Raw genomic sequence first — 15152 nt, 5'->3', positions numbered from 1 at the left:
GACATTTATTGTTTTCCTTAGCTTAAAATCTACATTTTTTGATGTTTTAGGCAAAAAAAATAGCAGCCAATAAAAATCGGCTGCTTTAAAACATAGCCTGCTAGTTATTAAGATAACTGCGCAGTAATTCTTCAATTATTTCATCTCGTTCAATAGTTCTAATCATTGTCCGGGCATCTTTATAACTTGTTATATAAGCAGGGTCTCCAGAAAGTAAATAGCCAACAATTTGATTAATTGGATTATATCCCTTTTCTTCCAGGGCCTTAGACACCTTACCCAGAACAAATGCTGCTTCACTTAACTCTTCTTTATTAATCTTAAATCGCATCGTTTTATCACTAAAATCTTCTGCGGCCATATATATCACATCCCGTATTTTAATTTGCCTTATTTTATTATTTCTGCAGACAGCTTCAAATTCCTTGTTTTTATCAGTAATTTTTCTCCATTACGCTAAGTTTTGCTCTCTTATCCACTTATCCTGCAATTTCCCTGACAATTTTTTCTACTTCTGCCAGTGCTTCAGTAGTTTTTTCTGGTTTTGAACCTCCTGCCTGGGCCATATCAGGACGTCCACCTCCACCACCACCAGCAGTTCTGGCAACTTTTGAAATAATATCTCCAGCTTTAAATCCTTTTGCAATTAAATCTTCAGTTACAGAAGCAACAAAAATTACTTTGTTATCACCTTTGCTGGCCAGAACAATTACAGCTGAGTCAACTTTATCTTTAAGCTGATCATTTAAATTTCTTAAAGCTGAATTATCAAGATCTTCAAGTTCTGCTGTCAGCAGATTAACACCTTCAATTTGCTGGAGTTGATCGAGAAGTTCATCCTTTTTAGAACCGGCCAGCTTCTGTTTTAAAGCTTCTAATTCTTTTTCTAAATCCTTCTGCTCTTTCTGCAGCTGTTTAACACGCTGTAAAAGATTATCAGGTTCAGTCTTTAATTCAGCTGCTGTCTGTTCTAAAAGTTCAAGCCTGGAATTAAAATAATCCAGAGCATATTCTCCGGTTACAGCTTCTATTCTCCTGACACCAGCTGCAATTCCGCTTTCAGAAATGATTTTAAAAGCGCCAATATCTCCAGTTGCCTCAACATGAGTTCCACCACATAATTCCATACTAAAATCACCCATTTTGACAACTCTAACCTCTTCGCCATATTTTTCACCAAAAAGAGCAGTTGCGCCCATTTTTTTCGCTTCATCAATGGCTTTAACTTCTGTTTCCACTTGATAATTTTCCATTACTGCCTGATTTACTTTTCTTTCAATTGTTTCTAATTCTTCTTCAGTCAGGGCAGAAAAATGAGTAAAGTCAAAACGAAGTCGATCCGGGGCTACCAGAGAACCGGACTGATTTACATGTTCACCCAGAACCTCTTTTAAAGCTTTATGCAGCAGGTGAGTCGCTGAATGATGTCTGGCAGTTGCCTGACGTCTGTTGTGATAAACAACTGCTTCTACCTCAGTTCCAACTTCTATTGAACCTTCCTTTACCTCAACCTGATGTACAAAAACTTCTGCTTTTTTGACGGTGTTTGTTACTTCCACTTTAAAATTATCATTTTTTATTATACCTTCATCACCAATCTGACCCCCACTTTCTGCATAAAATGGAGTTTTAGCCAGTATCAAATCTCCTTTTTCACCTTTGGTAAGCTTTTTAACTTTCTGATTATCCTGAAGCAGACCGATAACTTCAGTTTTTTCTTTTAAGGAATGATAGCCGGTAAAATTATCTTCTTCAATCTGATCTTTAAATTCTGCATAAATTTTTTCTACTTCCCCTCTGCTGAAAGAAGTTTCTTCTCTGGCCTCTCTGGCTCGTTTGCGCTGAGCTGCCATTTCTTTTTCAAATCCCTTTTCGTCAACCTTAATTCCAGCTTCAGCTGCAATATCTTCGGTTAAATCAAGGGGGAAACCATAGGTATCATATAAGCGAAAAGCTTCTTTACCTGCCAGTACTTCTCTATTTTCTGATTTTAGATTGCTTAACATATCTTCTAGAATATTTAACCCCTGTTCTAAGGTTTTTAAAAAACTTTCTTCCTCAGATTTAAGAACGTTTTTAACATGAGCCAGCTGTTTTTTAAGATCAGGTGCTACACCCTTTACTATCTCAGCTGTTTTTTCCACTAATTTATATAAAAATGGTTTTTCAAAACCAAGTTTTCGACCATAACGAGCAGCTCTTCTAATCAGACGGCGAATTACATAACCGCGTCCTTCATTAGAAGGTAAAGCTCCATCAGAAATAGCAACAGAAGCGGAACGAATATGATCAGCAATTACTCTATATGCTGTTACACTTTCCTCATCTTGCCGATAGGGAATCCCTGTCATTTCTACTACCTGATCGATAATCGGCTTAATCAAATCTGTTTCAAAATTGGTTTCAGTCTCCTGTAAAATAGAAGCAACTCTTTCCAGCCCCATCCCGGTATCTATATTTTTATTGGGCAGTTCTCTGTATTCTCCGGCTTCTGTATAATTATACTGAGTAAAGACAAGGTTCCAGATTTCTAAATATCTATCACCTTCACCACCAAGCACATCTTCTTCACTGTCACCTGCTTCTACTCCCCGGTCATAATGAATTTCAGAACAGGGACCACAGGGGCCAGTTCCAATCTGCCAGAAATTTTCCTTTTTACCCATTCTGACTATCTTTTCTTCCGGTAAACCAACCTTGTCATGCCAGATCTTAAAAGCTTCTTCATCTTCCTCATAAATTGTAATCCATAATTTATCAGGATCAAGCTCCAGAACTTCAGTTACAAATTCCCAGCCCCAGGTTATTGCTTCTTCTTTAAAATAATCACCAAAAGAAAAGTTCCCGAGCATTTCAAAATAAGTATGATGACGTGCCGTTTTACCCACATTTTCTATATCATTTGTACGGATACACTTCTGGCTGGTAGCAATACGCTTTTTAGGTGGCTCAAGACTGCCGTCAAAATATGGCTTAAAGGGAGCCATTCCTGCATTTATCCACAACAGACTTGGATCATTTTTAGGAACCAGAGGTGCACTATCTAAAATCAGATGCCCCTTTGATTTAAAAAAATCAAGATAAGCCTGTCTTATTTCATCTCCACTTTTAATCATTTAAACCTTCCTTTCAAATTTATTTCTTTCTCTCAGATATTAATCTCCACAACGCTTTTCCTTGAAAATTAATTATGGATTGTTCTTCTAATAACTGCTGCAGCTAAAATTTAATTAGTTATTAAAATGTATATTTATTTTTCTGTTCTAATCTTCTATTTAACTGAAACTAGGACTCAAAATCTTAAATCGACTGACTCATCAGCTTTTCTAGAAAAACTTTAAGAATATGAGCAATTAATAAGACCTGAAAACAGGATGTTCTCAGCTGACCGCAGAACACGAGGTTCTGATCGGGAAGGTAGTCTTATTAATTGCAAAATATGATTATTAGCTTTTTCTTAAAGCTGATCTGGATAGAGATTTAAGATTTTGAGGCCCTAGTTATTTTAAATAATTTTAGAAAGAACAGAAAAATAAATTTCAGCTGCTGTCTAAACTAATTTAATTTTAGCAAAGCGGCGTTTACCAATCTGAATAATCATCTCATCCTCAACTTTAATATCCAGATTAATCTTTTCATACTTCTCATCATTAATACTTACCGCACCCTGTTTAATCATTCGGCGGGCCTGACTGTTAGAATCAACAAGTCCAGTTGCAGCTATCAGCTTCACTATCCAGAGCTCACCATCTTCTAGATCAGATTCTGAAATCTCAATTACCGGAATATCCTCAGGTAAATTTCCCTTAGAGAAAACACTTTCAAATTCTTTCCGGGCCTTAACTGCATCCTCTTCACTGTGATATTCCTTTACAATCTCATGAGCCAGTTCTTTTTTTAATTTCATTGGATTAAAATCATCACGGTCCAATTTTTCCTTCATTTCATTTAAACGTTCAATTGAAACATCAGTTAAAAGTTCAAAATAACGTAAGATCATATCATCAGGAATCGACATTACCTTACCAAACATATCAGCCGGTTCATCATAAACTCCGATATAATTATCTAAACTCTTACTCATTTTGTTGACACCATCTAAACCTTCCAGTAAGGGCATCATCAAAATAACCTGGGGCTCCTGGCCGTATTCCTGCTGCAATTTACGCCCAACCAGCAAGTTAAAACGCTGATCTGTTCCCCCTAATTCTACATCGGCTTCAATTGCTACCGAATCATAACCCTGCATTAAGGGATAGAAAAATTCGTGAATTCCAATTGGCTTACCGGCATTATAACGTTTTGAAAAATCATCACGCTCCAGCATTCTGGCAACTGTATAATGGGCTGATAATTCTAAAACATCAGCAAAATCCATTTCACTTAACCAGTCTCCATTAAAAACTACCCTGGTCTTTTCGGGATCCAGCACTTTAGAAAACTGTTCTTCATATGTACGTGCATTTTCTAAAACCTCTTCTCTGGTCAGCTGATTTCTGGTTTCAGATTTACCGGTTGGATCTCCGATCATTCCAGTGAAATCACCAATAATTAAATAGACTTCATGGCCTAAATCCTGAAACTGCTTTAACTTACGAAGTACCACTGTATGTCCCAGATGAATATCCGGGGCTGATGGATCAAGCCCGAGCTTAACTTTTAAAGGTCTTCCTTCTTTTTCTGCTTCAATCAATTTGTCTTTTAGATCTTCCTCAGAGATAAGATCACTTACCCCTCTTTTTAATATCTCAATCTGTTCCTTAATTTTCATAAAAAACACCTGTTCCTTGCTGTTGGCAACAGGTACTTCACCTCCTGTATCCTTTGTCATTTAATTATAACAGATAGATTAATTACTAACAAGGGGTACCATAAACAGCTGTTTTATGTTATAATATTTTATTAACGGGAGGTAAAGTAATGAAGAAAAGAACAAAGGCAATATTTTTAATATCTTTTTTATTAATTTTTGCCCTGGGAACAGGCGCTATCTTAGGTGCTGTCACCTGGATAATTCAGGATACTCCTGATATTACAGGTTATAAAGGTTCAAGTGAAGCAACATTAATTTATGATGCTAATGGTGAACTTTTAACTAAATTATTCAAAGAAAATAGAGTTTATGTTCCTCTGGAAAGAATACCAGAAAATTTAAAAAATGCAATTGTAGCTATTGAAGATACTAAATTTTATGTCCACCACGGTATTGATTTCTGGGGTATTGGTCGAGCAATGTTAAATAATATATTAAAGGGTGATCTTACTGATCAGGGTGCAAGTACAATTACCCAACAGCTGGCCAGAAATGCTTTTTTAACCTTAGACAAAACTTATATTCGTAAAATTCAGGAGGCCTATCTGGCAATCCAATTTGAACGATTATACACCAAAGCTGAGATTTTAGAAATGTATCTAAATGAAATATTTTTAGGACACAGTGCTTATGGTGTTGAAACAGCCTCACTACAGTATTTCGGTAAACATGTCTGGGAGCTTGATTTAGCAGAATCAGCTCTAATCGCTGGTTTACCACAGTCACCAAATAATTACTCACCTTTAAGAAATCCAGAACTTGCTATTAGAAGAAGAAACATTGTTCTGGACAGAATGTATGAACTAGGATATATTACCAAAAGTGAAATGGAGAAAGCAAAAAATGCTAAGTTAAATCTGGATACTGTTGAAAATACAAAAGAAGACATAGCCCATTATTTTACTCTTTATGTTAGAGATCAATTGATTGATCGTTTTGGGTCTTCTATGGTCTATAGTGGAGGTTTAAAAGTACATACAACTTTAGACCGTAATATGCAGAAATTAGCAGAACAGACAATAAGAAATAAGATTGAAAATGGATTTATTCCTTCTTTTCAGAGTAATCAGAGCAATAAATTACAGCCCCAGCTCTCTTTAGTTAGTTTAGATGTTAATAGTGGCGCGATTAGAGCAATGGTTGGAGGCCGGGGAACTGATCAATTTAACCGGGCCTATCAGGCTGTTAGACAGCCGGGATCTGCCTTTAAACCCTTTGTCTACTCTACTGCTTTATTTGATGGTGGATATACAACCGGTACTATTATTAATGATTTACCAATGCTTGCTTCAGAAACTGGTAAGGGAGATAATTTAAGCATCTGGCCTCAAAACTACGGGGACCGCTACCGAGGATTAATTAATTTGAATACTGCCCTGACCAATTCGGTAAATGTTGCTGCAGTAAAATTGATTAAGGATGTGGGAGTAAAAAATGTAATTAATTTTGCAGAAAAAATGGGAATTTCAACCTTTACTGAAAAGGATGCTCTTGCTGACCATTATTCCCTTGCTCTTGGCGGTTTAAATAGAGGTGTTACTCCTTTAGAAATGGCGGCTGCTTACAGTGTTTTTGCCAATAAGGGAATTTATACTGAACCACATGCTATAACTAAAGTTTATGATAAACATGATAATTTGATTTATGAAGCACAGCCGGAGAGCAAGATGGTTATGTCAGAAGCTGATAGTTATTTAATAACTTCTATGTTAAAAAGTGTTGTTGATAATGGAACAGGACATAGAGCTCAGATGAACCGTGATGTTGGTGGTAAAACAGGTACAACAAATGATTATACTGATGCCTGGTTTGTTGGTTTCACTTCTCAGATTGCAACAAGTGTCTGGATTGGGGAGGACACCAACCAGTCGATGGAATATGATGTTAAAACTGTGGGTAGTGGAGAAGCAGCTCAAATCTGGGGAGATTATATGAGAGCCGCAGTTAAAGAAATGCCTGTTATCAACTTCCAGAAGCCAAATAATGTTATTGAGATTGGTGTCGGACCATATACTGGTCTGCTTCCAAATCAATATTCTCCCAGAATTGATGTTTTGCCCTATAAAAAAGGTACACAACCAACTAAAAAAGAAAGTCTGCATGGACCGGTAGAAACTGTTCTGGTTGACCGAAAAAGCGGACTGCTTGCAACAGCCAATTGTCCTGCCGACCAGGTTGAAAAACGGCATTATATTTCTGATTCAGGAATTAGAATCGGGCCAACTAAAAAGTCGTTTAAAGAGGTTAATTCTAATAAAAATTCAGAAGATCTAGTAAGAGGAACTTATACTATAGAAGTTGGGGAACCAGTCCAGCTGATAGATCATGAATATGGAATTCCAAAAGTTCAGCGAAATGGCAGTCCTCGCTATGAAACTAAACCAAATAGAACATGTAATTTACATCCTGAGGGTCAGCCGCTGACTGAAAATCAAGATCATACCAGCACAGAATCCAATTCAGAAGAAAGTTCTGAGGAGTCGGAGGATTCTATCAGGAATCTATTCGATATATTTGGTAGTGATTAAACTAAAATGATAGTTCTTTAAATAATAATGATACATTTAAATAAATAATAAATTAAAGGGATTTCTCCACTTACAAATTACAAATGGGGAAATCCCTTTCCTATATCCAATATTTTGATAAAAAATCTAATGATTATTTTAAATCATAGTCACTATTTACTGAACCTTTACTATGGTGACTCCCATTCCACCTTCTTTTTGTCTTCCCAGACGATAATCTTTAACATGAGAATTTTTTTCCAATACTTCTTCTACAGCCTGGCGCAGAGCTCCTGTTCCTTTACCGTGAACAATTTCTACTTCATTTAAACCGGCCAGAAAAGCATCATCTAAGTATTTATCAACTTTATGTTGAGCTGCATCATATCTTTCCCCTCTGAGATCAAGCTTTGGAGAAACATGCTGTGCTTTCTGGACTCTGTAGTTTTTAAGCTGCCTTTCTTCATTTTCCTCCGGAATATCAACCTTGACCAGATCAGCGAGAGAGGCAGTAACCTGCATAATTCCAGCCTGGATCTGAGCTTCCTTTTTATCCCGATCAAGAGAAGTTATCTCACCCTTACGACCAATACTGCGCACTCTTACCTGGTCTCCAACCTCAAAATCATCAGCAGACACTTTTTCTTTTTCTTTATCATTTGCTGATTCTAAAATCTGACTTAGTTCTTTTAAATTTTGATTAGCAGAAGTCTGAGCTCGATCGACTTCCGAACGCTTAGTAAAATCTTTTTCTTTTAGATTAGAAATGATTCTTCGAGCCTCTTTTTTCGTTTCCTCCACAATTGCTTCTGCCTCTTCTCGAGCGGCTTTCATCTCCTCTTTGTGTTTCTGCTGCTGTTCTTCAATCATTTTCTCATATTTTTCTTTTAATTCTTTTTCGTGATTGCGTAATTCTTCCATTTCCTGTCTTAGTTTCTGGTAACGGTTTCTTTCCTGATTTAACTCATTGATAATATCTTCAACTTTAATTTCCTCATCACTCAAGAGAGTTCTGGCTCGATCAATTATTTCTACTGGTATTCCCAGTCTGAGGGCAATCTCAAAAGCATTGGAACCACCCGGAACTCCCATAATTAATTTATAGGTCGGTCTTAAAGTTTCAATATCAAACTCAACTGAGGCATTTTCTACCTCATCAGTAGTATAAGCATAACTTTTTAACTGACTATAATGAGTGGTAGCAATGGTAACTGCATTTTTTTGCTGCAGTTTTTCCAGAATTGCAATTCCTAAAGCAGCACCTTCTTCTGGGTCTGTCCCAACACCGAGCTCATCCATCAGAACCAGAGTAGAATCATCTGATTCTGCCAGAAATTCTCTAATCCGGGTCATATGAGAAGAAAAAGTACTTAAGCTCTGTTCAATACTCTGTTCATCTCCAATATCTGCAAATATCTTTTTAAAGACTGCTACTGTAGAATTAGCTGCAGCCGGAATGTGGAGACCACTCTGAGTCATCAGAGTTAATAATCCAACTGTTTTTAAGGAAACTGTTTTACCACCAGTATTGGGACCTGTAATTACCAGAGTCGATATATCATCTCCCAGTTTAAGATCAATTGGTACCGGCTCTTCTTTTAATAGTGGGTGACGGGCCTGATTTAATTCTATCAGCCCCTGATCATTAATCTCAGGTGCATTACATTCAAAATCTAAACTAAATTTAGCAGCAGCTGCAATACTATCCAGCCTGCTGACAATCATTAGATCGGTTTTAATTATTTCTTCATCCTGAGCTATTTTTGAACTGAGCATCTGTAAGATGCGTTGAATTTCTGCACTCTCTTTAGCCCTAACCTCTCTCAGTTCATTGTTTAGTCTAACCACTGACATGGGTTCCATAAATAGAGTCAAACCACTGGCAGACTGCCCGTGCACAATCCCATCAAAATTATTGCGCTGTTCCTGTTTTACAGGTACAACATAGCGGTTTTCTCTTCTTGTCACAATATTTTCCTGCAGCATATCCTCATAGTGTTTACTTTTTATAATTGAGTCCAGTTTATCTCGAATTGAATTTTCTATAGAATCCATTTTTGAGCGCAGAGATTTTAATTTAGCACTAGCATCATCTGCAACCTCTCCATATTCATTTATGCAGCGGTCAATTTCCCGGGCCAGAGCAGGTCTGCACTGTAAATCAGCACATAAATCATAAATTATTTGATATTCCCTTTCGACAATTCGGGGATCCAGATTAGTTTCTATCTCATTCAGATAACGTTTTAATTCAGAAACCCCTCTGAGGGTGCTCCTGACCCTGCTGATAGCATCTGTAGAGAGTACTGACCCTTTGGCTGCCTTTTTTAAATCATCTCTGATATCCCTTACTCCGCCAAAAGGGGGAGTAGAAAACTCAGCCATCATTGATTTTAAGGCAGTAACTTCTGCCAGCCTTTCCTCAATATAATCACTATTAATTACAGGCTCCAAATTATTTACAATTTCTTTTCCTATTTTAGTTGCTGCTCTCTCGGCAGTCATTTTTATTATTTTTTTATATTCCAATACTTCCAGACTGTGTTCTCTCAACTTAAAAACCTCCGGAATTTAATTTTATTACATTTTTTTATTACAGGTTAAATAAAGTTCTTTTCTTAAAATTAATCAATTGTCTAAATCAGTTTCGGCTGTTAATTACTCCTTTAATTTAAAAAAATCATTCAGTTCTTTAAAAGAAAAAGTATTTATAACATCTTCTTTTTCCAGCCAGCCGCGGCGGGCAGTTGCAACTCCAAGTTCCATATCACTGTACTCCTTATAATGATGAGCATCAGTATTAATCGAAATTTTAGCTCCAGCCTTTTTTACCTTACGCGCCCATTCTGCATCCAGATCAAGCCTCTGCGGTGAAGCATTGATTTCTAAAGCAGTATTATTCTCCGCAGCAGCTTTAATAACTTTTTCTAAATCAACTGCATATGCTTCCCTTCCTCCGAGCATCCTGCCTCTGGGATGTCCGATCAGTTTAACATAAGGATTTTTAACTGCCCTGATAATTCGCTCTGTCATTTCTGCTTCCTCCAGATTAAAATAACTGTGGACAGATGCAATAACAAAATCTAATTCTTGTAATAACTCATCTTCAAAATCTAACTCACCGTTTTTAAGTATATCAACCTCTACACCTTTAAGAATCTGGAAATTTTTAAAATCCTGATTTAGATCATCAATTTCCTGGAGCTGCTTTTTTAATTCTTCTATTGACATCCCACTGGCTACTGTTAAAGACTGGGAGTGATCTGTTACTGCAATATATTGATAACCTCGTTCCTTAGCCGCTTCTGCCATCTCACGAATTGAAAAAGCACCATCACTGTAACGGGAATGGAGATGAAGATCACCTTTAATATCTTCTGATTTAATACTATCCGGCAGTTCTCCTTTCTGGGCAGCTTCTATCTCTCCCTGATCCTCTCTCAGTTCAGGAATAATGTAATCCAGACCCAGAATCTTAAAAATATCTGCCTCAGATTCTACTTTTTCTTTGCTGTCATCATCTCGAAAAAGTCCATATTCACTTAATTTTAAATTATGATCTTTTGCCAGCTGTCTCATCCTTACATTATGAGCCTTAGAGCCGGTAAAATAATGGAGAGCAGAGGGGAATTCTTCCTTACTCACAAGTCGAAAATCTGTCTGAACTCCCTGTTCAGTTCTAATACTGACTTTAGTCTTGCCAGCTCCAATAACCTCAGCGGTAAAATTTAAATTTTTAAGATTCTGGGAAAGTTCTTCTGGTTTTGCTGTCGCTATCAAAATATCCAGGTCTCCAGTCAATTCTTTTGCTCTTCTGCTGCTGCCGCAGATTTCAATTTTTTCAAATAGATCAGGTTTAAGTTCAGTGTTAATTGTCTCTATTATCTCTCCAGCTGTTTTTAAAGCTTTAGCCAGATTAATTTTATCTACATATTTTTCGTGATTTTTTAAAGCTTTTAATAATTTTTCTTCTGATTTTTTACCAAAACCCTTAAGCTTCTGAACTTTACCCTCTTTAAGAGCTTTCTCCAGTGATATTAAATCTTCAATTTCTAACTCATAATAAAAGCGGTGAGCAGTTTTTGGTCCCAGTCCCTGAATATCGGTCATTTCTATAACACCAGGCGGAAGTTCGGCTTTAATTGCTTCCAATTCTTCTATAATTCCATCCTGCAGCAGTTCTGTAATTGACTCCGCAATACCACTGCCGATTCCGTTAATTTCTTTAAGGTTATCCGCTTCTGCCAGCTCAAAAATATCATCAGGATAGGATTCTATTTTACGGGCAGCATTTGTATAGGCTCTAATTTTAAAATCATTTTCACCTTTAATTGCCATTAACTCAGCAAATTCTGTCAGAATTTTAGCAATTTCTTTATTGGTCATTTCCTGCATTATAACACCTCTTTCTATTAAGATCTTTAATTTCACTTAAGACGCCAAAAGGCCATGAATATCTCATGGCCGAAAAATTTCTTCAATCTTTGATTGTATTAATGGTGATGCTTCGATAATTCTGCTTGCCAGAAAAGAATTATTTAAAACATCATTTAATTTTTGATAGGGAATCTGGGTCAAAATTAATACTAACAAATAAATGATAATTCCACCTTTTACTAAACCTAACAAAAATCCCAATCCACGATCCACTGGCTGCAGAAAAATAGAATCCACTATTTTTTTGAGTGTAATTCCTAAAACATGGATCACAATATTTACTACAATAAAGATTACTGCAAAAGAAATAAACTGCAGTAGAGAAATAGATAAATCTAGATAGGGCTCTAAAAACTGGGTAAAATACTGATACTGCTTGACTGCTACAAATAACGCAGCCAGCAGTCCCAGGATTGTACTTGTCTGATCTATAAATCCTCTTCTAAAGCCATTAAAGGCAAAAAAGAGTATAATTACTAAGATTATAACATCGAGGAAATTTATGATATCCAATTAGTCTACCTCCTCGAGTAGGGTATTTAATTCCTCATTCTCCTGACGCAGTTTTTTTAACTCCTGGTGCAGGCTCTGATTGGCCTCTTTAAGTCTTTCTTTTTCTTTACTTAAATCAACACACTGACTGCGCAGTTTGAAATATTCATCAGCCAGATTAATCATTGTCAGATGGGATAAACGTCTAAAGGGCAATTTAGGATAAGCATTTTTAATCTCTCGACCTGTTTTCTCCACATGATCAGCAAGTTTATTTATATATTCCTCACTAAAATCACCAGTGACAGTAAATTGATCACCCAAAATATTCAATTTGAATTTTTTTGTATCTCGATTTTTTTCCTCTATCATTAGCAACATCTCCAGCTATAGTAGTCTACTTTATTATATTCATTACAAAAGTCGAAATTCCTGCCTAAAAACTTAATTTCCCCTGATTTCTGCAGAATATTCTTCTTTGAGATGATTTACTATCTGATTAAAACGCTCATTTACCTCCTGGTCAGTTAAAGTTCTATCCTCTGCCTGAAATTTCAATTCAAAAGCAGCACTCTGATAGCCATCCTGAATCTGATCTCCCTGATAAATATCAAAAAGTTCCAGCCCTTTAAGCATTGAACCACCTTTTTCTCTGATTGCCTGATGAATATCACCAACTGCAATATCCTCAGCCATTACAATTGCCAGATCTCTTGCCAGTACAGGATATTTAACCAATCTTTGATATTGATAAGATTTTTCTGCAGTGATTTCAAACAAGAAATCCAGATCTAGTTCAAACACAGTTGTTCCAGCAGGTAAATTATTCTGATCTGCAAGCTCTGGATGAATTTCTCCAATAAACCCAAAAGTCTGAGTTTGGTCATACTTAATCTCAGCTCTGCGCCCTGGATGTAGAAAATCTCGATTGTCATTATCAGCAATAAAACTGTACTGATCCAGCTGAACTCTGTTAAATAACATTTCCAGCACACCTTTTAGGGCAAAGAAGTTAGGAGCTCCCTGCTGCCAGAGGTTATTATTCTGTCCGAAAATTCCACCACCGAGTTTATTTAACTCTTCAGGTCGATTATTACCACCTTTGTTTCTAAATACTGTACCGGTCTCAAAAACAGCCATTTCTGAGCCCTGACGGCGGGCATTAGAAGACAGAACATCCACTATTCCCGGCAGCAGAGTAGTTCTTAGAATTCCAAAAGCCTCACTCAAAGGATTTTTGATACTTACAAATTTAGCATAGTCTTCAAACTGAGTTAAATTCAAATCCTGATAAATCTTCTTATCCTGCAGACTATAGGTAATTACTTCATCAAGTCCCCCTGCCTGCAGTAATTTTTTAACCCTTGCTTCAAATTTCTGCCTGGGAGATCTTTTACCTCGCTGTTTAGAAATTGGTCTGGTAGAAGGAATTTTATTATAGCCATAAACTCTGGCTATTTCTTCTACTAGATCAGCTCCCTGTTCCACATCAGTTCTATAGGAAGGAACAGTAACCTCAAACTGATCAGCATTGGCAGCTGCCTCAACCTCAAAACCTAAACGTTCAAGACTTTCTTTAACTTCAGCAGCTTCTAATTCAATTCCCAAAAGCTCATTTACTCTTTCTACAGCCAGAGTAATCACAGCTGGTTCATATTTTATGGGATAATTATCAATTACACCAGGAACTACTCTGGCTCCATCACATTTAGCCAGCATCTGACAGGCCCGGTTATTGGCCTCAATTGCTTTTTCTACATCCACACCTCTTTCAAAACGGTGGGAAGAATCGGAGTGCATTCCTAATTTTTTAGCTGTTTTACGAATGCTGACCGGATTAAAGTAGGCAGATTCGATTAAAACATCAGTAGTTTCTTCAGTTACTTCAGTATTTGCTCCACCCATAACCCCACCAACTGCTACTGCTTTTTCCGGATCAGAAATGACGAGCATTTCATCATCTAATATTCTTTCTTCCTCATCCAGGGTTAACATTTTTTCTTCTGCATTGGCCCGGCGCACAATAATTTTGCCATCTTTAATTTTATTAAAATCAAAAGTATGCAGTGGTTGATTATATTCCATTAAAACAAAGTTCGAAATATCAACTACATTATTTATCGGTCTAATACCTGCTGCTTTAAGTCGGCGCTGGATCCACTCTGGCGATTCTTTGATTTTAACATTTTTAACCAGACGCGCAGTATAGCGGGGACATAAATCCGGGTCCTCAATTTCTACTTTCACATAATCATTAATATTACCTAATTCTTCAGCTTCCTCAAATGAGATTGGAGGTGTGTTTAATGTTTTTTCCTGGGCATATAAAGATTTGATCTCTCGGGCCACACCAATCATTCCCAGACAGCGGGCATAGTTTGGGGTTAAATCCAGTTTAAACACATAGTCATCCAGACGCTTGTATTTGATAAAACTGCCGCCAAGTGGAGCATCGTCTGCTAAGACCATTATTCCTTCTGCTCTTTCTTCCTGCAGACCAAGCTCATCTTTAGAACAGATCATTCCCTGAGAAAGTTCTCCCCTTAATTTAACTTCTTCAATCTGCATTCCACCAGGAAGAGTTGCTCCCACTTCTGCAAATGGAACCATCTGACCTACTTCAACATTGAGTGCTCCTGTAACCACGGGAATCAGCTCAGTATCTGATCCAGCTTTTACCATACAGATCACAAGTTTATCCGCATCAGGATGTTCTTTTATTTTTTCAATTCGGGCAATAATTATATCTTCTAAACCTTCTCCCAGGTACTCAACTCCTTCAACTTCCAGACCTGCCATTGTCAGCTTTTCCGAAAGATCGTCAGGAGTAAAATTTATATCAATATATTTTTTCAACCAGTTATATGATATCTGCAAAATTATCATCCTTTCTTATTTTAAAT

At 36.9% G+C, this 15152-nt stretch carries 9 protein-coding genes; 1 reads left to right on the top strand and 8 read right to left on the bottom strand.

Translation table 11 applies throughout. The features are described from left to right. Nucleotides 1-100: 100 nt before the first annotated feature. The 3 genes from DFR79_RS05385 to tyrS form a co-directional block, all read right to left on the bottom strand. A complete protein-coding gene (locus DFR79_RS05385; protein ID WP_108142125.1) occupies nucleotides 101-361 on the bottom strand; it encodes an IreB family regulatory phosphoprotein in 261 nt (86 codons plus the stop codon). 118 nt (nucleotides 362-479) lie between these two features. Further along, complete coding sequence (alaS, locus tag DFR79_RS05380; protein ID WP_133514471.1) at nucleotides 480-3116, bottom strand: alanine--tRNA ligase; 2637 nt, start codon at nucleotides 3114-3116, stop codon at nucleotides 480-482. 434 nt (nucleotides 3117-3550) lie between these two features. Beyond that, on the bottom strand, nucleotides 3551-4771 hold the full coding sequence (gene tyrS / locus DFR79_RS05375) for a tyrosine--tRNA ligase (protein WP_133514610.1): 1221 nt from the start codon (nucleotides 4769-4771) through the stop codon (nucleotides 3551-3553). Between the two features lie 149 nt (nucleotides 4772-4920). Between tyrS and DFR79_RS05370 the strand changes: the two genes are divergently transcribed. Further along, a complete protein-coding gene (locus DFR79_RS05370; RefSeq protein ID WP_133514470.1) occupies nucleotides 4921-7341 on the top strand; it encodes a penicillin-binding protein 1A in 2421 nt (806 codons plus the stop codon). A gap of 156 nt (nucleotides 7342-7497) precedes the next feature. Here the strand turns inward: DFR79_RS05370 and DFR79_RS05365 are convergent, their stop codons facing one another. The 5 genes from DFR79_RS05365 to pheT all read right to left on the bottom strand — a co-directional run bounded on the left by DFR79_RS05365 (nucleotide 7498) and on the right by pheT (nucleotide 15135). After that, the gene (locus DFR79_RS05365) at nucleotides 7498-9873 is read right to left on the bottom strand and encodes an endonuclease MutS2 (protein ID WP_133514469.1); all 2376 of its coding nucleotides are present in this window, start codon (nucleotides 9871-9873) and stop codon (nucleotides 7498-7500) included. Between the two features lie 105 nt (nucleotides 9874-9978). Continuing rightward, nucleotides 9979-11715 carry a DNA polymerase/3'-5' exonuclease PolX gene (gene polX, locus DFR79_RS05360; RefSeq protein ID WP_133514609.1) on the bottom strand — a complete coding sequence of 579 codons (1737 nt, stop codon included), beginning with the start codon at nucleotides 11713-11715 and terminating at the stop codon, nucleotides 9979-9981. Nucleotides 11716-11778: 63 nt separating this feature from the next. Next, nucleotides 11779-12270, bottom strand: a complete 492-nt coding sequence (locus DFR79_RS05355) for a CvpA family protein (RefSeq protein WP_133514468.1) — start codon at nucleotides 12268-12270, stop codon at nucleotides 11779-11781. Beyond that, a complete protein-coding gene (locus tag DFR79_RS05350; protein WP_133514467.1) occupies nucleotides 12271-12621 on the bottom strand; it encodes a cell division protein ZapA in 351 nt (116 codons plus the stop codon). A gap of 72 nt (nucleotides 12622-12693) precedes the next feature. Continuing rightward, nucleotides 12694-15135 (bottom strand): phenylalanine--tRNA ligase subunit beta, encoded by a 2442-nt coding sequence (pheT, locus tag DFR79_RS05345; protein WP_243727720.1) that lies wholly within the window; start codon nucleotides 15133-15135, stop codon nucleotides 12694-12696. Between the last annotated feature and the right edge of the window lie 17 nt (nucleotides 15136-15152).

The organism is Halanaerobium saccharolyticum, from assembly GCF_004362045.1.
GTDB lineage: Bacteria > Bacillota > Halanaerobiia > Halanaerobiales > Halanaerobiaceae > Halanaerobium > Halanaerobium saccharolyticum_C.
This window is presented reverse-complemented; position numbering and strand designations above follow the sequence as displayed.

What these genes read in the sequence shown, in the direction of transcription:
- polX (WP_133514609.1), bottom strand. Translation starts at nt 11,715, where the DNA reads ATGCAGGAAATGACCAATAAAGAAATTGCTAAAATTCTGACAGAATTT.
- DFR79_RS05350 (WP_133514467.1), bottom strand. Translation starts at nt 12,621, where the DNA reads ATGATAGAGGAAAAAAATCGAGATACAAAAAAATTCAAATTGAATATT.
- DFR79_RS05385 (WP_108142125.1), bottom strand. Translation starts at nt 361, where the DNA reads ATGGCCGCAGAAGATTTTAGTGATAAAACGATGCGATTTAAGATTAAT.
- DFR79_RS05370 (WP_133514470.1), top strand. Translation starts at nt 4,921, where the DNA reads ATGAAGAAAAGAACAAAGGCAATATTTTTAATATCTTTTTTATTAATT.
- pheT (WP_243727720.1), bottom strand. Translation starts at nt 15,135, where the DNA reads ATGATAATTTTGCAGATATCATATAACTGGTTGAAAAAATATATTGAT.
- alaS (WP_133514471.1), bottom strand. Translation starts at nt 3,116, where the DNA reads ATGATTAAAAGTGGAGATGAAATAAGACAGGCTTATCTTGATTTTTTT.
- tyrS (WP_133514610.1), bottom strand. Translation starts at nt 4,771, where the DNA reads ATGAAAATTAAGGAACAGATTGAGATATTAAAAAGAGGGGTAAGTGAT.